Consider the following 17952-nt stretch of genomic DNA (forward strand, 5'->3'; position numbering starts at 1 on the left):
CGGGAGACGCCCCATGACCAAAAACGGCCTGACCTATTCCGACGCGGGCGTGGACATCGATGCAGGCAATGCGCTGGTTGAGCGGATCAAACCGGCCGCCAAGCGGACAGGGCGCTCGGGAGTCATGGCGGGGTTGGGGGGCTTTGGTGGCCTTTTTGATCTGAAGGCCGCCGGCTATGTCGATCCCGTTCTTGTGGCGGCGACTGACGGTGTTGGCACGAAATTGCGGATTGCGATTGAGACCGGAAATGTAGATGGCATCGGCATCGATCTGGTGGCGATGTGCGTCAATGACCTGATCTGCCAAGGAGCAGAGCCCTTGTTTTTCCTGGATTATTTCGCAACCGGAAAGCTTGATCTGGACGTGGCTGAGGCGGTCATCAAGGGTATTGCAAAGGGCTGCGAATTGGCGGATTGCGCTTTGATTGGCGGTGAGACGGCTGAGATGCCGGGCATGTATCAGGCAGGCGACTTTGACCTCGCTGGCTTTGCCGTTGGCGCGATGGAGCGGGGCAATCATCTGCCGAAGGAGGTGCGAGAAGGTGATGTGATCCTGGGTGTTGCGTCGGACGGCATCCATTCCAACGGCTATTCCTTGGTGCGCCGGATCGTCGAAATGTCGGGCTTAGGCTGGGAAGACGATTGTCCTTGGGGTGCGGGAACGCTGGGCGCAGCCCTCTTGCAACCGACCCGCATCTACGTCCGCCCTGCAAGCGCCGCGCATCATGCACAAGCCGTGCACGCCTACGCCCACATCACCGGCGGTGGCCTTACTGAAAATCTCCCGCGGATCTTGCCAGAAGGGCTGACAGCAGAGATCGATCTGAACGCCTGGACGCTACCGCCGATCTTTGCGTGGCTGGCCAAAACGGGCGGCATTGCTGAGCCTGAGATGCTCAAAACGTTCAATTGCGGGGTCGGTTTCGCCATCATCTGCGCGCCAGAGGCGAAGGGCGCGGCAATAGACGCCTTCAAAGCGTCAGGCGATAAGGTGTTTGAGATCGGGCGCGTGATCGCAGGGGATGACATCCGCTATCACGGCGCACTTTTGTGACCAAACGCGTCGCGATCCTGATCTCTGGCAGCGGGTCGAACATGGTTGCACTCGCCCAATCGATGACGGGCGATCATCCGGCCCGGCCCGTGCTTGTGATCTCCAATGATCCGCAGGCCGGGGGGCTGGCAAAGGCCCGGGCTTTGCATATCCCCACGTTTGCTATTGATCACAAACCCTTCGGGAAGGATCGCGCTGCATTTGAGGGCGCGCTGCATCAGGCTCTGATCACTGCAAAAGCCGATATCGTCTGTCTTGCCGGCTTTATGCGGATCCTTACGGCGGATTTCGTCAGGAAGTGGGAAGGGCGCATGCTCAACATCCATCCGTCGCTCTTGCCGAAATACAAAGGGCTGGACACCCATGCACGCGCGCTGGCCGCAAGCGATAAGATCCACGGATGCACCGTGCACGAGGTCACTGCCGCCCTCGATGACGGTCCCATTCTGGGGCAGGCGCGGATTGGCATCCGCCCGGATGATACGGCCGAAACGCTTGCCGCGCGGCTCTTGCCACTGGAGCATCAACTCTACCCCGCCGTTATGCGCCGCTTCGCAGCAGGCGACAAAACCCCCGTCTCGCTCAGGCACTAAGCGACGTTCCGCGCTGACCGGCTTTTATTCCACCGCAATTTCACTTAAACCACCGTTAACGGTTGGGCGGGGGTCCTCACGCGTCACGGAACAAGAATGAAAAAAATCACGACGACTGATGCGCTGGCCGCATTCTGTGCCGAAGCTGCAAAACGTCCCTATGTCACTGTCGATACAGAGTTTTTGCGCGAGCGGACTTATTATTCGAAACTCTGCCTTGTCCAACTGGCCTATCAGGATGAGACGGGGGAAGACGCGGTTCTGGTTGATCCGCTGGAGGAGGGGCTGTCGCTGGCCCCGCTTTATGACCTTTTTCGCGATGTCGGTGTGGTCAAGGTGTTTCATGCGGCGCGTCAGGATCTTGAGATTTTCTTTGTCGATGCAGGCGTGATCCCGGAGCCACTTTTTGACACGCAGGTCGCCGCCATGGTCTGCGGTTTCGGAGAGCAGGTGGGATACGAGACGCTGGTGCGCAAGATCGCGAAATCCAGTTTAGACAAATCCTCGCGTTTCACCGACTGGTCGCGGCGTCCATTGACTGAGGCGCAGGCAAAGTATGCTTTGGCCGACGTGACACACTTGCGGGACATTTACGAGTATCTGTCAGACAGATTGCAGAAGTCGGGGCGCAAGAAGTGGGTGGCAGAGGAAATGGCGCTGCTGAAGGACCCTGCCACTTACCAGTCCGACCCGGATGAGGCCTGGCGCCGGATCAAGACCCGCACGACGTCGGGCCGCTTTCTGGCCATCGTGCGCGAATTGGCGCGCTTTCGCGAGGCATATGCGCAAGAGCGGAACATCCCCCGCAACCGTGTTTTCAAGGATGATGCGCTGGTCGAACTTGCGTCGACCAAGCCGCAGACAGAGCAGGATCTGGGTCGGTCTCGCCTGCTTTTGCGCGAGGCCCGCAAGGGTGACATTGCCGAGGGGATCATCGCCAGTATCAAGGCGGGCCTCGCCGTAGCGCCCGAAGACATGCCGCAAGCCGATCAAAGCCGCGCCAAGCTGCAGGTCAACCCCGCCTTGGCCGACATGCTGCGCGTTCTTCTGAAATCCAAAACCGATGATGAGGGCGTGGCGCAAAAGCTGATTGCCTCATCTGCTGATCTCGATGCGCTCGCCGCTGGCGAACGGGATGTCCCCGCGCTCAAGGGCTGGCGGCGCGAAGTGTTTGGCCAGGATGCGATCCGGCTTTGTGAAGGGCAGGTGGGGCTTGCCGTGAAGGGACAGAAAGTGGTCACCGTGACCCTTTGATCTGGACGCGCGGCGGGCATGCGCCTACATCACCGCCAAAGGCAAAGAGGCGCGGATGGCAAACCCCGATTTTGAAGAACTGGTCGACACGTTTGAATTCCTGGATGATTGGGAAGACCGTTATCGCCATGTAATCGACATGGGCAAAGCCATGCCGCCACTGGAAGACGCGCTGCGCGTGCCTGCGACCAAGGTGGATGGTTGTGCCAGCCAGGTTTGGCTGGTACCGCAGATCAAGGATGGCATTTTCACCTTTCGCGGCGAAAGCGACGCCATGATCGTGCGTGGGCTGATCGCGGTCCTGATCGCGCTCTACAATGGACAACCCGTTGCGGAGGTGGTCAAAATAGACGCCGCCACCGAATTGAGTCGACTGGGCCTGAACGATCATTTATCTGCACAACGCTCAAACGGGCTGCGAGCAATGGTGGAGCGGATCAGGCAGACTGCCGCAAACGCGTAAGGCTCATGACAGACTTCTCACGGAAAGCCCCGTTGTATCGAAAGGTCAACACACGCACGCATAGGGTGCGTCACGGCGGCGGTAAAGCAAAATGGCAGCGGAATACAAAGGCCGGTAAGCTGAATCCAAGTGCGCAGCGTAGTATGCATAGCGATCGCCGCAACGGACGTGATTACACACCGCTCTTTAAGTTTCTGCTCTCAAAAGTCGGTAAATGCTGGGAAGACGTATACAAAGAAGCAACTGCACGGCTTGACCAAACGGCCCCGATCTTTTGGTTGGTGGCTTCGGCTGAGCAGGACAAAAAGCCTTTCGTTCGCGTGGGTGAAAGCACCTATTACAGCGGGTTGTACATTGATCAGGAAAACCGTTTGGCGCTGGTTGATCCTGACCTGACCGTCGATGATATGACACCATTCTGCGGCTGCTGCACGCATACCTTTAATGGTGAGGTGTTCACACAGAGTTATCAGCCCTGACCCAAAGGCGAAGCTAGAGCGGCGCCAACACCCTGCTCAGATCACCATATCCGGTAAACCGCCGCTCGAACGCGAGACCAAGCCTGTCAGCGCAGGCCTTCGCCTTCTCCGTAAGATCGACGTCATCGGTCTGCGCCTGATAGACGAGTTTTTTGTAATTGCCGAAATACATCTCTAGCAGGTCCGGGTGCCGGTCGAGGCCCAGTGGCTTCCAGATAAAGGCATCAAACTGACGGACAAGGAAGTCGGTGAGGTAGAAGGCCGTCATCTCGTCCCGGGCGGCAAAGGTCTCATTGCCTTCGAAGAATGAATAGCAGTGCGGTCCCGGTACCATCTCCACGCCCATCTCTTCGCAAGCGGCTTGCAGCAATCCGCCCGTGCCGCAATCGGCATAAACGACAAACACTGACGCATAATCATTCCTGTGGGCTGTGACGGCTTCGCGTACAGCAGGCACGATCCGTTCGGGGTGATTATGCAGGATGGCGGGCAGGCATTGCAGGTCCAGATGATCCCACCCATTTGCTGCCTTGATCGCCAGTATCTCGCGCGCCAGCGCCCCGCAGGCGATCAGCAAAACCCGGCCCTTGCCGTCAGGGGCGAGGCCTTCTTCCGTGAGTGCCCTGTCGCTGATCACACCAGTTTCACGGCTGTGCCGTAGGCGACAATCTCGGACGCGCCTTCCATGATGGCCGATGTCTCCATCCGGCAGCCGACGATGGCGTTGGCCCCCATCGCGGTCGCATCGGCGACCATACGGTCGAGGGCCTGCTCTCGCGCGCCTGCCATGAGAGAGGAATACCCCGACACTTCACCGCCCACGACCGTTTTCAACCGTGCGACGATGTCGGTCCCGATATGCTTGGCCCGCACCGTTGATCCGCGCACCAGACCGATGACTTGTGTGATTTCGCGCCCGGGCACCGTGTCGGTTGTACAGATCAGGAAACTAGTTTTTGAACCGGTCATAATGGTCGTCTTCTTTGTTGCCCAAACGCTCGGCCACCACGCGCCAGCCGATATAGGCAACCAGCGCCACGATGCTGAGCAAGCCCAACCCGATCAACGGTGGCATCTGCGTGCTCGCAAAGATCAGAACACCGCCATAAACCGTGATGCCAGCAGCGGCCAGCACGCAAACAATGATGAGGACAAGTCGGTCAAGCGGCATGCAGGTCTCCTTTGCAGGTCAGATAGGTATGACTGACCCGCAATGGAAGATATCAGGCAATGGCCGCCCCCTGATTGTGCTTGCGCGCCATGAATGTCTTGGCGGTTTCGACGGCGACGGCAGCGTCGCGGCAATAGGCATCAGCACCAATGGCTTTGCCAAACTCCTCATTCAGCGGCGCGCCACCGACGAGCACCACATAATCGTCGCGCAACCCTTTCTCGACCATCGTATCGATCACAACCTTCATGTAAGGCATCGTGGTCGTGAGCAGGGCGGACATGCCAAGGATATCGGGCTGCTCCGCCTCCAGCGCCTCCAGATAGGCCTCAACCGCATTGTTGATGCCAAGATCAACGACCTCGAAGCCAGCACCTTCCATCATCATCGAAACAAGGTTCTTGCCGATATCGTGGATGTCACCCTTGACCGTGCCTATCACCATCTTGCCCACACGGGGCGCCCCGGTTTCGGCCAACAGCGGTTTGAGGATCGCCATCCCACCCTTCATAGCATTCGCGGCCAGCAGCACCTCGGGCACGAACAGGATACCATCGCGGAAGTCGTGGCCGACAATTGTCATCCCGCCAACCAATGCCTCGGTCAGGATCCGATAAGGCTCCCATCCGCGATCAAGCAGGATTTGCACACCTTCCTCGATCTCTTCCTTCATGCCATCGTAAAGATCGTCAAACATCTGCGCGACGAGATCTTCGTCGTTCAGTTCAGACAGGATGATGTCATCTTCTTCGTCAGACATGGAAACCCTCATTAATCGGCTGTTTTTACAGTAGTGCGCCCGATTGCCTCTTTCGACCTGCACAATAGCGACATTCGCATATGCGCGACCGACTTGCATTGTATTTGTTCATGAATTGTTCTAATAAACATTATGTCTGAACATCTGGTTCAAAAGTTGCATCGCGCGCCCGGGCGGGCCGCGGGTTCCAACCCGCATAACCGGTTTGACCAGATCAGCGTTGAGGCCGTGGATGACGGCTGGACGCGTGATGAGGAATTGCCGGTCCTGCGCACCGAAGTGCGCGATGAAGTGGCGCGCAAAGTCATCTCGCGCAACAATTCGCCTGACCTATCCTTTGACCGGTCGATCAATCCTTATCGCGGCTGTGAACATGGTTGCATCTATTGCTTTGCACGTCCGAGTCATGCTTTTCTGGGCCATTCGCCGGGCCTCGATTTTGAGACGAAACTGATTGCGCGCCCGAACGCGGCAGAGCGGCTGCGTGCCGAGTTGGCCAACCCGCGCTACAAACCCGCAATAATCGGGATCGGTACGAATACGGACCCCTATCAACCCATTGAGAAAGAGCGCAAAATCATGCGCGAGATCCTCGAAGTATTGCGTGACTTCAATCACCCCGTAGGCATTGTCACCAAAGGTACTTTGATCGAACGGGATATCGACATTCTGGCCGAGATGGCGGCCAAGGACTTGACTCGCGTCGGTATTTCGGTGACCACACTCGACCCCAAGACCTCACGGGCGATGGAGCCGCGAGTGCCATTGCCAGCGGCGCGGTTGCGGACCATCCGGCGCCTGACGGATGCGGGTATTCCGGTGCGCGTGATGGTGTCACCCGTCGTACCTGCGCTGACAGATCATGAGCTGGAAGCGATACTGGAAGCGGCGGCAGAGGCAGGGGCGGTTGCGGCATCCTCGATCATCCTGCGACTGCCGCGCGAAGTGGCGACCTTGTTTCGCGATTGGCTGACGGAGCACTACCCTGATCGCGCCGCCCGCGTGATGGGACGCGTGCGAGAGTTGCATGGCGGCAAGGACTACGATCCCAATTTCGGGACACGGATGGTCGGGAAGGGGCAATGGGCCGCGATGATGCAACAGCGCTTCAAGCGGGCAACGCGGAAGTTGGGGCTGGACCGGTCCTTGCCGCCCCTCCGAACCAATCTCTTCGCCGTACCACCACAGCCGGGCGATCAGCTTACGCTGTTTTGAACGCAGAGCCTGCTGAGAGAACTGGAGCCTCCGGCGGAGGTATTTGTTGAACATGAGAAACGGATAACCCCCACACTGGCCTGCAAGGCCTGCGCGGGGGCTTCTCACGTTGCGGTCATCGGCTCCTCAGCCTGTACCGCCCGATCAGGCTGATGTGTTTTGGTTAAGCGCGGGTAAACATGAGCTTCTCATGTTCGGAAATACCTCGGGGGGCTGCCGCAGGCAGCGGGGGCAGCGCCCCCTCCACCGATTGTCTTAAGCGCGCCGCCTGCGACCGCGTCGTGGCGCGGCAGCGGGCCCTGCACCATCAGTGCCGTCTGATGCGGAGGAAAAGCCGCCAAGGGCCGCAGAAATTGTGTCCAAAGTCGGCGTTTCACCGCGTGGACGGGTCTCAAGCGCTTTACGCATCGCGCGCAGGTGGTCCGGCGTCGTCCCGCAACAGCCGCCAATGATCGTGGCGCCACTGTCGCGCGCCAGAACGGCGTAATCCGCCATCAATTCCGGTGTGCCATCGTAGTGGATGTGCCCGTCGTGGTATTTGGGGATGCCCGCATTGCCCTTGGCGATGATCGGCAAGCCCGGCCCGGCGGCGGTAAAGCCCAGAACGGTGCGTAACAGATCCGATGCGCCAACACCACAATTTGCTCCAAATGCAAGGGGTTGATGGGTGATCTTGCCAACTTTTTTGACCATGTCAGCCGAAGTCAGACCCATCATGGTGCGCCCGGCTGTGTCAAAGCTCATCGTGCCGCACCATGGCATCTCTGCCCTTGCGAAGGCTTCGGCCGCGGCGGCAAATTCTTCCGCCGCGCTGATGGTTTCAACCCACAGGACATCGGCGCCGCCTGCCTTGAGCCCCTCGGCCTGTTCGTGAAACATCTCAACAGCGCGGTCATGGGTCAGGCTGCCCATGGGCGCCATGATTTCGCCCGTCGGGCCGACCGAACCGGCCACGACGATGGGCCGACCGGATGCATCAGCCACCTCACGCCCCAACTCCGCCGCGATCTTGTTGAGTTCGAAAACACGGCCCTCAGCACCATGCAGTTTCAGCCGCGACGCATTTGCGCCAAAACTGTTGGTCAGAAAGATGTCGCTTCCCGCGTCAGCTGCACCCTTGTAGAGCGCGCGGATCTTCTCGGGGTGGTCTACATTCCAAAGTTCCGGCGCGTCGCCCGACATCAGACCCATGTTAAACAGGTTCGTACCCGTCGCGCCATCCGCCATCAACCAATCGCGCGTTTTGAGAAGGTCGGAAAGGGCGTCGGTCATGGTCTGTTTGCTCCGGTCAATTATGGGGGTCGTTGTCACGTCTGCCGCTTGGCTGCAACGGCAAAGCATGCATGACAATTATGAGCCGCCTGCAACAAAAGATTGCAGCGGCACAAGCCGGTTCACGATGTGGGCGCAGATCTAGAGTTCGTTGAGCAGTTGCTCTTTCGCTTCAACAAGAAACTCCGCCATCTTCGCGCGGATTGTCGCCTCGTCGGCCTTGTCGCCAAGATCGCCTGCGACCTTGCGATAAACGTCTTCGTGCCCGGCTTCTTCAAAATCGGCCTTGATTACCTCTTTCGCATAGGAATCGGCGTCGTCTCCCGATTTTCCCAGCAATCCTGCAGCCCAAAGGCCTAATAATTTGTTGCGCCGGGCCTCGGCTTTGAACTGCATTTCAGCATCATGGGCGAATTTCGCTTCAAAGGCATGTTCGCGATCGTCAAAGGTGTTCATGGGGCCCTCATCATTGGCAGAAACGTCATCTTTGATATGCCCCTGCTGGTGCTTGCCCGCAAGGGGGGCTTGCACTATGACGCGCACATGACGCGACCCAAACCGGGCCTGCGTATCGGTTAAGGGGTTGTGATGGCACGCCGCAAGAAGATTTACGAAGGCAAGGCAAAGATTCTTTACGAAGGTCCGGAACCGGGCACTTTGGTCCAGTATTTCAAGGATGATGCGACGGCCTACAACGCCGAAAAGAAGGCGGTGATCGAAGGCAAAGGCGTGCTCAATAACCGGCTCTGCGAGTTCTTCATGACAGGGCTGACGAATATCGGCATTCCCACGCATTTCATCAAGCGTCTGAACATGCGCGAACAACTGATCCGCCAGGTTGAGATCATCCCTCTAGAGGTCATCGTGCGCAATGTGGCGGCTGGTTCGATGGCCAAGCGGATGGGCATGGAAGAAGGCACAGCGCTGCCGCGCCCGATCGTCGAGTTTTCCTATAAGGATGACAGTCTGGGCGACCCCCTGGTGCCCGAAGAATACATCATCGCCTTTGGCTGGGCGAGCCAGCAGGATTTGGATGATATCGTCAGCCTTGCCTTGCGCGTGAATGACTGGATGTCGGGCGTGATGTTTGGCGTTGGCATCAAGCTCATTGATTTCAAGATCGAGGTCGGTCGCGTCTGGGACAACGAATTCCCCCGCCTGATCCTTGCCGATGAAATCAGCCCGGATAGCTGCCGTTTGTGGGATATCGAAACCGGCCAGAAGCTCGACAAGGATGTGTTCCGTCGTGATCTGGGAAGCCTATCGGATGCCTATACCGAGGTCGCCCGTCGTCTGGGCGTAATGCCGTCAAATGTCACGCACCGGCCTGCAAAGCCCACACTGATCAATTAAACAAGGATATCGCAAATGAAAGCCCGAGTGCATGTGATGCTGAAAAACGGTGTGCTGGACCCACAAGGGGAGGCGGTCCGCCATGCACTTGGCACGCTTGGGTTTGACGGCGTTGAAGGGGTTCGCCAAGGCAAGGTGATTGAGTTGGACCTTGCGGACGGGACAACAGAGGACATTGTCAAGGACATGTGTGAGAAGCTGCTCGCCAATACGGTCATCGAAAGCTACCAGGTGGAGATGCTCTGATGCGTGCCGCCGTCATCGTCTTTCCGGGTTCGAACTGTGACCGTGACATGGCTGTGGCGCTGAAGGCCGCTGGGGCTGATGTCACGATGGTGTGGCATAAGGATGCGGTTTTGCCCGACAACGTGGACCTTGTTGCCGTCCCCGGTGGTTTTTCCTTTGGCGATTACCTGCGCTGCGGCGCGATTGCGGCCAAATCTCCGATCTGCAAGGCGCTTGTCGCGCATGTGGAGCGGGGGGGCTATGCGCTTGGCGTTTGCAACGGATTTCAGGTGTTGACCGAAACGGGTCTGCTGCCCGGTGCTCTGATGCGCAATGCGGGTCTGAAGTTCATCTGCAAAACTGTTGATCTGAAAGTCGAAACTTCAGCCAGCGCCTTTACCGAAGGCTATAATGCGGGCGATATTGTCGGCTTTCCGGTGGCGCATCATGACGGCAATTACACCGCTGACGCAGAAACGCTTGCTAAACTTGAAGGCGAGGACCGTATCGCCTTCCGCTACACCGACAATCCAAACGGATCGCTTGCCGATATCGCGGGCCTTCTGTCTGAAAACCGCCGGGTTCTGGGCCTCATGCCCCATCCCGAACGCGCGGTTGATACCGGCCATGGCGGCACGGACGGTCAGGCGCTTTTTCGCGGACTTTTGGGGCAGTTTGCCCAAGCGTAATCTGCGTTCTTGCTGCAATGCTGGCCACGCCTTAGACTGCGTGCATGGTAGAGTTGGGTAAATACAGTTTGCGACGGGGGAAAGGGCGCTGGTATCTGCGCCTCTCGATCCTCGTCATTTGCCTGTTTGCAGTTATCGTCATCTACGTCTCAAACCAGCTTCTGACCAAGCGCTTTACCGAGACGATCAGCAACCGGTCCGAAGTGCGCCTGGCCCTTTATGTGACTGGTTTGATGAGCGAGCTGCAGCGCAACTCGGTTGTTCCTCAGCTTTTGTCGCGTGATCCGGAACTGATGAATGCGCTGGAAAGCAACGATTACTCGCTGTCGACTGCGCGCCTTTTGTCCTTTGTTGATGAGATTGGGGCCGCATCGCTGACGCTCCTTGATCGCGATGGCCGCGCGGTTGCTGCGACAGACCGCAACCAGCTTGGTGCGCTTCATCGCAACGCGCCCTATTTCGTTGACGCGCAACGGAACAATCAAACCGTTTATAACACCTTTCGTAAGGATGACGGCGGTTACGGCTTTATCTATTCGCGCCGGGTTGAGGTGAACGGAGAGTTTCGCGGTGTGATCATGGTTGAGGTCGACGTGCCGCGCATGGAACGCGGCTGGGCCGGCGTGTCGGATGCTGTCTTTGTAATGGACAGCGAGGGCACGATCATCATGTCGACCGAGCCGCGCTGGCGGGGCCTTGGTGAGGAAGAGGCGCTGGCCCGACAATCGGCACCTTCGGCCATTCAGCGCGCTTTGCGACTGACACAAGGCTGGGCGGCGTTGCCAGCGGATGCCTACTTGCAAGGCGAAGCCGTGCTGCGGCGCGAGGTGCGGGTGCCGCATCAGGGGTGGCGGATGGTCAGTTTCACAACCTACGCCTCCGTGCGCCAGCAGGTGAACGGCATCCTCGCGCTCGAGGTGATGGGATTCGCCATCGTTCTCGCGGGTCTCTTCTGGTTCACATCGCGCAAGACGGCCTCGCGTCTGGTCTTCTTTCAGCGCGAGTCAGCAGAGCTTCGCGCATTGAACCGGAGGCTGCAGCGGGAAATCGCCGAACGCGAAAAGGTTGAAAAGACGCTGCAGGTGGCCGAACAGACCATCGCGCAATCATCCAAGCTGGCGGCCTTGGGTGAGATGTCGGCGGCGGTCAGCCACGAATTGAACCAGCCGCTTGCCGCGATGAAGACCTATCTTGCGGGCGCTCGGCTTTTGCTGCAGCGCCAGCGCCCCGATGAGGCCCTATCATCCTTCCAACGGATCGATGACCTGCTGGAACGCATGGGGGCGATCACGCGGCAGTTGAAATCCTACGCTCGCAAGGGGGCAGATGCATTTGAACCCGTTGATACTAGGGCTGCCGTATCCACAGCGCTTGCAATGATGGAGCCACAGCTGAAGACCCGGTCGGTCAATATCATCCGCAGTTTGCCCAATGAACCGGTGATGATCCTCGGCGATCGCTTGCGATTGGAGCAGGTCATCATCAATCTCTTGCGGAACGCTTTGGACGCCACAAAGGGGGCCAACAATCCGACGGTCGAGATCTTACTGGCAGCGGGCGATACGGTCAGCCTGCAGATCAGGGACAATGGCGAGGGGATCGAAAACCTCAACGAGCTTTTTGAACCCTTCTACACCACAAAGGCTCCCGGCGATGGTGTCGGGTTGGGGCTTGCCATCTCCTCTGGCATCGTGAACGATTTGGGTGGGCGCCTGACCGCACGCAATGCGGTTGATGGCGGGGCTATATTCGAGGTGCAGCTGCCCACGATGCGGCAGGACGTTGCTGCGGCAGAATGAGGAAAAGACCATGAACAAGGCAATGAAAATTGCAATTGTCGATGACGAAAAGGATATGCGTCAGTCGATCAGTCAGTGGTTGGCGTTGTCTGGTTTCGACACGGAAACATATGCATCGGCGGAGGATGCGCTAAAGGGCTTGGGGAGTGACTTTCCCGGTATCGTGGTCAGCGATATCAAGATGCCCGGCATGGACGGGATGCAGTTTCTCAAGAAGCTGAAAGGTGTCGACAGTTCACTGCCGGTCATCATGATCACCGGCCATGGTGATGTGCCGATGGCGGTCGAGGCGATGCGGGTTGGTGCCTACGATTTCCTTGAAAAGCCGTTCAACCCCGATCGCATGACCGAACTGGCCAAGAAGGCCACGCAGGCGCGGCGTTTGACGCTGGATAATCGAGCGCTGCGCAAGGAACTCTCTGACGGTTCGGCGCTGATGGGCAAACTCATTGGCCAATCCGCCCCGATGGAGCGGCTGAAAGAGGATATTCTCGATCTGGGGCAGGCCGATGGTCATGTGCTGGTGGAAGGCGAGACAGGTACCGGCAAGACGCTAGTGGCGCATGCGCTTCATGCGGTTGGCGCGCGGGCCAACAAGAAATTCGTACTGCTCAGCTGCTCTGCCTATGACGAAGAAACGCTGGCACGCCATATCTTTGGACCGGCGAAAGAGGATGAGCCGATCCCCGCGATGGAAGAGGCGCGGGGTGGGACGCTTGTGCTTGAGGATATCGAGGCGCTCAGCCATCCGCTGCAGGCCCGCCTTTTGACGGCGATCAATGATCAGGGGACACCGGCAGAGACGCGGATCGTCGCGATCTGTAACCTGCAGGAACAGAACAAGACCTGCGAAAGCGTGCTGCGACCCGATCTGTTCTATCGGCTCGCCGCTCTTCGGATCACCGTGCCACCCCTGCGCCAACGTGGCGAAGACATCCTGATGCTCTTCACAAGGCTGAGCGAGCAATTCGCGGACGAATATGGCTGCGACGCCCCAGAGGTCAGCGCGCAAGAGGCGGCACAACTGCTGCAGGCCCCATGGCCGGGCAATGTGCGTCAGTTGATCAATGTGGCCGAACGCGCCGTTTTGCAGAACCGCCGCGGCACAGGCTCTATTGCCTCGCTTCTGATGGCCGACACCGAAGAGACCAAACCGGCCATGACCACCGAAGGCAAGCCGCTGAAAGAGTTTGTTGAGGCTTTTGAGCGTATGCTCATCGACAACACGATGCGGCGGCACAAAGGCTCTATCGTGTCAGTGATGGAAGAACTCTGTCTGCCGCGCCGGACGTTGAACGAAAAGATGGCGAAATACGGATTGCAGCGGTCCGACTATCTTTGATGGGGCGGTCGTCCGATAGATTTGCCTCCCCAGAAACGACCACTTGTGTCGGGGGGGCATCCTCCCTTATGTAGGTGATACGGATGCTCGTGCGTTGGTTGTGCGATGACATCCGATCGAGATTCTCTGTTTTGTCGGTCAGCGATGACTGATCCCACTGAACAGCTGATTTGACCCGCAAGGGTCAGTGGAACGCTCTGGTCGCAGGTGTTTGCAGCGACCGGGCTTTGAATGGGCCCCTCATGAGGGGTCGGAGAAGAAACGCGATGCAAAGCGCGCATGATACAGGCACAGTCGCTGCGGCCCCAAGGGGCCCCGCCTTTGCCGACGCGCAGATCGCCTTAATCAGACACATAACGCGCAGCACAGCACCCCCCGGGGCGCGACGGCGCTTATGTGCGAACGGACAACATGCCAAAGAAAATGCTAATCGATGCCACCCACGCGGAAGAAACCCGCGTTGTTGTGGTCGACGGGAACAAAGTCGAAGAATTTGATTTCGAAAGCCAGTTCAAGCGACAGCTTGCTGGGAATATCTATCTGGCCAAAGTGACGCGGGTTGAACCCTCGCTTCAGGCAGCTTTTGTGGATTATGGCGGCAACCGCCATGGCTTCCTCGCCTTCTCGGAAATCCATCCCGATTATTACCAGATCCCCGTTGCTGACCGCGAAGCGCTGATCGCCGAGGAAAAGGCCTATGCCGAGGCGCTGAAAGCCGAGGCCGAGGCAGAAGAGGAAAAGCCCAAGCCCAAGCGCCGCCGTCGCAGCCGCACGAAGGCAGCCGACGCAACGGCTGATGATGCGGTTATCACCGAAGAGGTGGAAACGCCGGAAGAGGAAACGTCCGGCGATATCGCCGGGATGGAGACCATCGATCTGGAGGATGAGATCGAAGGCAGCTCCCCCATGGAGCTTGTCGCGGAAACGCCGGTCGAAACCCCTGCGGCTGACGAGGATGTGACAGAGGATGAAGCTGTCGCAGATGAGGCAGGGCAGCCTGAGGTTGAGGCCGAAGCTGAAGACAGTGAAGACGCCAAAGATGACGATATCGAAAGCGTTGCGGAAGAAGACGACACTGATGAGGTGCGCCCTCTTCGCAAGCCGCGCCCGAAACGATATAAAATTCAAGAGGTTATCAAGGTCCGCCAGATCCTTCTGATTCAGGTCGTCAAAGAGGAACGCGGCAACAAAGGCGCGGCCCTCACGACCTATCTGTCGCTTGCGGGGCGCTATTGCGTCCTGATGCCCAACACCGCGCGCGGTGGCGGGATCAGCCGCAAGATCACCAATGCCGCCGACCGCAAGAAGCTCAAAGAGATTGCGGCGGCCATGACGGTGCCCGATGGCGCGGGCCTGATCATCCGCACGGCTGGCGCACAGCGCACGAAGGCCGAAATCAAGCGCGATTATGAGTACCTCCAGCGGATGTGGGAACAGATCCGCGAACTCACCCTCAAATCTATCGCGCCTGCGAAGATTTATGAAGAGGGTGACCTGATCAAACGCTCCATCCGCGATCTTTATTCCAAAGAGATCGACGAGGTGATCGTCGCGGGTGAAGAAGGGTATCGGACGGCCAAGGACTTCATGAAAATGATCATGCCGTCCCATGCCAAGAACGTGAAATACTACAGCGAACAACTGCCGCTTTACGCCCGCTATCAGGTTGAGGGATATCTCTCGGCGATGTTCAACCCGACAGTCCAGCTTCCGTCGGGCGGCTACATCGTAATCGGCATAACCGAGGCTTTGGTGGCCATCGACGTGAACTCTGGCCGCGCGACCAAGGAAGGCTCGATTGAGCAGACGGCACTGAAGACGAACCTGGAAGCTGCTGATGAGGTGGCGCGCCAATTGCGCTTGCGCGACCTTGCGGGCCTGATCGTGATTGATTTCATCGATATGGATGAGCGCAAGAACAACAACGCGGTTGAGAAGCGCTTTAAGGACAAGCTGAAGACAGATCGCGCCCGCATTCAGGTGGGCCGGATTTCGGGCTTTGGCCTCATGGAAATGTCGCGTCAGCGCCTGCGCCCGGGCATGCTCGAGGCGACTACGCAGATGTGTCCGCATTGTCATGGCACGGGTCTCCTACGCTCTGACGACAACGTGGCCCTGTCCATCCTGCGCTCACTGGAAGAGGAAGGCGTACGCGGGCGTTCCAAGGAGGTGCTGATCAAGGCACCGATCACGATTGCAAATTTCCTGATGAACGGAAAGCGTGAGCATATTGCCGAGATTGAAGGGCGCTATGGCATGTCGATCCGGATCGAATGTGATCCGACGCTTGTCTCGCCCGATTACGCGATTGAAAAGTTCAAGACCGCAACGCGCGTTGTGCCCGAAGCGGCACCCGTTGTGACCTCCATCGTTGCGATGGAAGACGATGATGACGACGTGGTCGCCGCCGAGGTGACTGACGACGATACCGCGCAAGAGGACCGACCCAAGCGCAAACGCCGCCGTCGCCGCCGCCGCCGGGGAGGTGGCAACAATGGTGAAAACCAGCAGGTTGAGTCCGCCGATCAGAACCAAGACGAGCAGGTGAAAGAGGCTGAGGCAGAGGCGGTAAGCGCCGATGCCGAGCCAGAAACCGATGCACCAGCGCCAGAGGAAAAGCCGAAGCGCACCCGTACACGGCGCAAGAAAGCCGAACCTGCGGCGACGGAGGTCGAGACAGAAGACACGACCGAGACTGCAGAGGTTCCGGCGGAACCTGCTGAAGATAAACCTGCCCCCAAGAAGCGGACACGCACACGCAAGAAGGCGGAGCCCAAGGCCGACGAAGCGGCTGAAGGTGCCGAGGAGACGCCTGAGGCGGCGCCGGCAGAAGAGAAACCCAAGCCCAAGCGCCGCAGTCGTGCGAAGCCCAAAGAAACGGCTGTAGAAGCCGAGGCACCGGCACCTGACGCCCCACCTGCTGAACCGGCAGAGGTTCCGGTGGTTGAGGCAGCGCCCGTCGCGGCAGAGCCTGCACCGGCGCCAGAGCCTGTGGCTGCTGAAGCGGAGCCTGCAAAGCCGAAACGGAAAGGCTGGTGGTCGCTGGGCCGTTAATGGCCTCTGTCATCATCACTGGCGGGTGCGGCTTTCTGGGCGCCGCGCTCGCGCGCAAGATCGCAGACGAAGGTTTGACGCTGCCCTATGGGTGGCATCTGAAGGACCCGGCATTGCATCTGTGGGACCTACCGGGCGCGACGGTGCCGGACATCCCAGGCGCCATCTTTCAGCCGGTCGATATTGCCGACGAAAAGGCCGTTCTCGCGGCTATGCCCGCTGATACCACCGTCATTTACCACCTTGCCGCCATAGTCAGCAGTCAGGCCGAGGCGGACTTTGATCTGGCCATGCACGTGAATTTAGGAGGGGCAAAAGCCGTTCTGGCCGCAGCCCGCGCTTGTGGGCCGGACACGCTTGTCATCGGGACGTCATCGCTCGCCGTCTACGGGCATGGTGTGACCGAGCCACTGACCGAGGCAAGCCCTGTGCAGCCGCGCAACACATATGGCGTCACCAAGGCGATGGCGGAGCTTGTCATGGCCGATTATCGCCGCCGTGATTGGTGTGACGCGCGCACTTTGCGACTGCCCACTATCACGGTGCGACCCGGCAAACCGAATGCGGCTGCATCGTCCTTTGTCTCCTCGATCATCCGCGAGCCGCTTGCCGGAGAAACAGCGATTTGCCCCGTCGATCCGGCGCTCAAGATGTGGATTGCCTCGCCTGAGGTGGCGGTGGATGCGCTACATCATGCCGCTCGAGTCGACAAAGCGGATTGGCCCAGCTTTGGAGCGCTCAACGCGCCGGGCCTGCAGATCAAGGTGCAGGACATGGTGGCGGCCTTACGAGCGAGAGCGGGGGATGCCGTGGCGGACCTTGTTACTTTTCAACCCGATGAACGGATTGCTGCCATCGTGGAAACGTGGCCCAGCCACTTTGACACCGCGCGCGCCCAAGCGCTTGACTTCAGGGGCGATGCGGCGTTTGACGCGATCCTCGATCAGGCCTTTCGAATGAAATAGACTTGGCCCGCGTCGCTATCGGCCATGTCCATCAATTCATGGCCCGCTTCCGTGCAGAAATGCGGGACATCGACAATGGCTGCCGGATCATCAGCCTCCATGCGCAATACCTGACCTGACTGCAGCGCCTGCAAGCGCTTGCGGGCCTTGAGGACGGGCAGTGGACAGAGCAGCCCCTTGGCGTCGAGTTCTGCATCATAGGTCATTCGTTCGAGGTAGAGGCCATGTTTCAGATTGTCCACCAAGTTGTGACAAGATGGCGGG

General features: G+C 58.8%; 20 protein-coding genes. 13 read left to right on the forward strand and 7 right to left on the reverse strand.

Annotated features, from left to right (window positions below; genetic code table 11):
- Positions 1-13 precede the first annotated feature (13 nt).
- The 5 genes from purM (at position 14) to SLH47_RS14095 (ending at position 3843) form a co-directional block, all read left to right on the forward strand.
- Positions 14-1054, forward strand: a complete 1041-nt coding sequence (purM, locus tag SLH47_RS14075) for a phosphoribosylformylglycinamidine cyclo-ligase (protein ID WP_320240188.1) — start codon at positions 14-16, stop codon at positions 1052-1054.
- Positions 1051-1647: a phosphoribosylglycinamide formyltransferase gene (gene purN / locus SLH47_RS14080; protein WP_320240189.1), complete on the forward strand. Its 597-nt coding sequence runs from the start codon at positions 1051-1053 to the stop codon at positions 1645-1647. The genes purM and purN overlap by 4 nt, the downstream gene beginning before the upstream one ends.
- A gap of 96 nt (positions 1648-1743) precedes the next feature.
- A complete protein-coding gene (gene rnd / locus SLH47_RS14085; protein ID WP_320240190.1) occupies positions 1744-2901 on the forward strand; it encodes a ribonuclease D in 1158 nt (385 codons plus the stop codon).
- 55 nt (positions 2902-2956) lie between these two features.
- Entirely contained in the window at positions 2957-3364 is a 408-nt protein-coding gene (locus SLH47_RS14090; protein WP_320240191.1) for a SufE family protein, read from the forward strand.
- A 5-nt stretch (positions 3365-3369) separates the two neighbouring features.
- On the forward strand, positions 3370-3843 hold the full coding sequence (locus SLH47_RS14095; RefSeq protein WP_320240192.1) for a hypothetical protein: 474 nt from the start codon (positions 3370-3372) through the stop codon (positions 3841-3843).
- A gap of 13 nt (positions 3844-3856) precedes the next feature.
- Here the strand turns inward: SLH47_RS14095 and SLH47_RS14100 are convergent, their stop codons facing one another.
- Genes SLH47_RS14100 through SLH47_RS14115 form a run of 4 tightly spaced genes read right to left on the reverse strand, consistent with a single transcriptional unit; the run spans position 3857 to position 5774 of the window.
- Positions 3857-4480: a DUF1638 domain-containing protein gene (locus SLH47_RS14100; protein ID WP_320240193.1), complete on the reverse strand. Its 624-nt coding sequence runs from the start codon at positions 4478-4480 to the stop codon at positions 3857-3859.
- Positions 4477-4812: a YbjQ family protein gene (locus tag SLH47_RS14105; RefSeq protein WP_320240194.1), complete on the reverse strand. Its 336-nt coding sequence runs from the start codon at positions 4810-4812 to the stop codon at positions 4477-4479. Before SLH47_RS14105 ends, SLH47_RS14100 begins: the two co-directional genes overlap by 4 nt.
- The gene (locus SLH47_RS14110) at positions 4793-5014 is read right to left on the reverse strand and encodes a hypothetical protein (protein ID WP_320240195.1); all 222 of its coding nucleotides are present in this window, start codon (positions 5012-5014) and stop codon (positions 4793-4795) included. The genes SLH47_RS14105 and SLH47_RS14110 overlap by 20 nt, the downstream gene beginning before the upstream one ends.
- Before the next feature lie 52 nt (positions 5015-5066).
- Positions 5067-5774 (reverse strand): B12-binding domain-containing protein, encoded by a 708-nt coding sequence (locus tag SLH47_RS14115; RefSeq protein WP_320240196.1) that lies wholly within the window; start codon positions 5772-5774, stop codon positions 5067-5069.
- Between the two features lie 132 nt (positions 5775-5906).
- Between SLH47_RS14115 and SLH47_RS14120 the strand changes: the two genes are divergently transcribed.
- Positions 5907-6989, forward strand: coding sequence for a PA0069 family radical SAM protein (locus SLH47_RS14120; protein ID WP_320240197.1), 1083 nt, complete (start codon positions 5907-5909; stop codon positions 6987-6989).
- Positions 6990-7244: 255 nt separating this feature from the next.
- Here the strand turns inward: SLH47_RS14120 and bmt are convergent, their stop codons facing one another.
- Positions 7245-8261, reverse strand: a complete 1017-nt coding sequence (gene bmt, locus SLH47_RS14125; RefSeq protein WP_320240198.1) for a betaine--homocysteine S-methyltransferase — start codon at positions 8259-8261, stop codon at positions 7245-7247.
- 141 nt (positions 8262-8402) lie between these two features.
- Positions 8403-8717: a DUF1476 domain-containing protein gene (locus SLH47_RS14130; protein WP_320240199.1), complete on the reverse strand. Its 315-nt coding sequence runs from the start codon at positions 8715-8717 to the stop codon at positions 8403-8405.
- 132 nt (positions 8718-8849) lie between these two features.
- Here SLH47_RS14130 and purC point away from each other — a divergent pair, with 132 nt between their 5' ends.
- The 7 genes from purC (at position 8850) to denD (ending at position 17688) form a co-directional block, all read left to right on the forward strand.
- Positions 8850-9614, forward strand: a complete 765-nt coding sequence (purC, locus tag SLH47_RS14135) for a phosphoribosylaminoimidazolesuccinocarboxamide synthase (protein WP_320240200.1) — start codon at positions 8850-8852, stop codon at positions 9612-9614.
- A 15-nt stretch (positions 9615-9629) separates the two neighbouring features.
- Positions 9630-9860, forward strand: coding sequence for a phosphoribosylformylglycinamidine synthase subunit PurS (gene purS, locus SLH47_RS14140; protein ID WP_320240201.1), 231 nt, complete (start codon positions 9630-9632; stop codon positions 9858-9860).
- Positions 9860-10528: a phosphoribosylformylglycinamidine synthase subunit PurQ gene (gene purQ, locus SLH47_RS14145; protein WP_320240202.1), complete on the forward strand. Its 669-nt coding sequence runs from the start codon at positions 9860-9862 to the stop codon at positions 10526-10528. The genes purS and purQ overlap by 1 nt, the downstream gene beginning before the upstream one ends.
- 44 nt (positions 10529-10572) lie before the next feature.
- Positions 10573-12327 (forward strand): sensor histidine kinase, encoded by a 1755-nt coding sequence (locus SLH47_RS14150; RefSeq protein ID WP_320240203.1) that lies wholly within the window; start codon positions 10573-10575, stop codon positions 12325-12327.
- A gap of 10 nt (positions 12328-12337) precedes the next feature.
- Positions 12338-13669 carry a sigma-54 dependent transcriptional regulator gene (locus tag SLH47_RS14155; protein ID WP_320240204.1) on the forward strand — a complete coding sequence of 444 codons (1332 nt, stop codon included), beginning with the start codon at positions 12338-12340 and terminating at the stop codon, positions 13667-13669.
- Positions 13670-14080: 411 nt separating this feature from the next.
- Positions 14081-16723: a ribonuclease E/G gene (locus SLH47_RS14160; protein WP_320240205.1), complete on the forward strand. Its 2643-nt coding sequence runs from the start codon at positions 14081-14083 to the stop codon at positions 16721-16723.
- Positions 16723-17688 (forward strand): D-erythronate dehydrogenase, encoded by a 966-nt coding sequence (gene denD, locus SLH47_RS14165; protein WP_320240206.1) that lies wholly within the window; start codon positions 16723-16725, stop codon positions 17686-17688. Before SLH47_RS14160 ends, denD begins: the two co-directional genes overlap by 1 nt.
- Here the strand turns inward: denD and SLH47_RS14170 are convergent.
- Positions 17667-17894: a sulfurtransferase TusA family protein gene (locus SLH47_RS14170; protein ID WP_320240377.1), complete on the reverse strand. Its 228-nt coding sequence runs from the start codon at positions 17892-17894 to the stop codon at positions 17667-17669. The two genes, denD and SLH47_RS14170, sit on opposite strands and share 22 nt — an antisense overlap.
- Positions 17895-17952: the final 58 nt, after the last annotated feature.

It is taken from the genome of Cognatiyoonia sp. IB215182, from assembly GCF_033963905.1.
Lineage (GTDB): Bacteria > Pseudomonadota > Alphaproteobacteria > Rhodobacterales > Rhodobacteraceae > Yoonia.

Bases quoted from the DNA above. Each gene is read 5' to 3' on its own strand.
- SLH47_RS14105 (WP_320240194.1), bottom strand. From the start codon at position 4,812: ATGACCGGTTCAAAAACTAGTTTCCTGATCTGTACAACCGACACGGTG.
- SLH47_RS14170 (WP_320240377.1), bottom strand. From the start codon at position 17,894: ATGACCTATGATGCAGAACTCGACGCCAAGGGGCTGCTCTGTCCACTG.
- SLH47_RS14110 (WP_320240195.1), bottom strand. From the start codon at position 5,014: ATGCCGCTTGACCGACTTGTCCTCATCATTGTTTGCGTGCTGGCCGCT.
- denD (WP_320240206.1), top strand. From the start codon at position 16,723: ATGGCCTCTGTCATCATCACTGGCGGGTGCGGCTTTCTGGGCGCCGCG.
- SLH47_RS14155 (WP_320240204.1), top strand. From the start codon at position 12,338: ATGAACAAGGCAATGAAAATTGCAATTGTCGATGACGAAAAGGATATG.
- SLH47_RS14150 (WP_320240203.1), top strand. From the start codon at position 10,573: ATGGTAGAGTTGGGTAAATACAGTTTGCGACGGGGGAAAGGGCGCTGG.
- SLH47_RS14115 (WP_320240196.1), bottom strand. From the start codon at position 5,774: ATGTCTGACGAAGAAGATGACATCATCCTGTCTGAACTGAACGACGAA.
- purQ (WP_320240202.1), top strand. From the start codon at position 9,860: ATGCGTGCCGCCGTCATCGTCTTTCCGGGTTCGAACTGTGACCGTGAC.
- SLH47_RS14120 (WP_320240197.1), top strand. From the start codon at position 5,907: ATGTCTGAACATCTGGTTCAAAAGTTGCATCGCGCGCCCGGGCGGGCC.
- SLH47_RS14090 (WP_320240191.1), top strand. From the start codon at position 2,957: ATGGCAAACCCCGATTTTGAAGAACTGGTCGACACGTTTGAATTCCTG.
- SLH47_RS14130 (WP_320240199.1), bottom strand. From the start codon at position 8,717: ATGAACACCTTTGACGATCGCGAACATGCCTTTGAAGCGAAATTCGCC.
- SLH47_RS14160 (WP_320240205.1), top strand. From the start codon at position 14,081: ATGCCAAAGAAAATGCTAATCGATGCCACCCACGCGGAAGAAACCCGC.
- rnd (WP_320240190.1), top strand. From the start codon at position 1,744: ATGAAAAAAATCACGACGACTGATGCGCTGGCCGCATTCTGTGCCGAA.
- purS (WP_320240201.1), top strand. From the start codon at position 9,630: ATGAAAGCCCGAGTGCATGTGATGCTGAAAAACGGTGTGCTGGACCCA.
- purM (WP_320240188.1), top strand. From the start codon at position 14: ATGACCAAAAACGGCCTGACCTATTCCGACGCGGGCGTGGACATCGAT.
- SLH47_RS14095 (WP_320240192.1), top strand. From the start codon at position 3,370: ATGACAGACTTCTCACGGAAAGCCCCGTTGTATCGAAAGGTCAACACA.
- bmt (WP_320240198.1), bottom strand. From the start codon at position 8,261: ATGACCGACGCCCTTTCCGACCTTCTCAAAACGCGCGATTGGTTGATG.
- purC (WP_320240200.1), top strand. From the start codon at position 8,850: ATGGCACGCCGCAAGAAGATTTACGAAGGCAAGGCAAAGATTCTTTAC.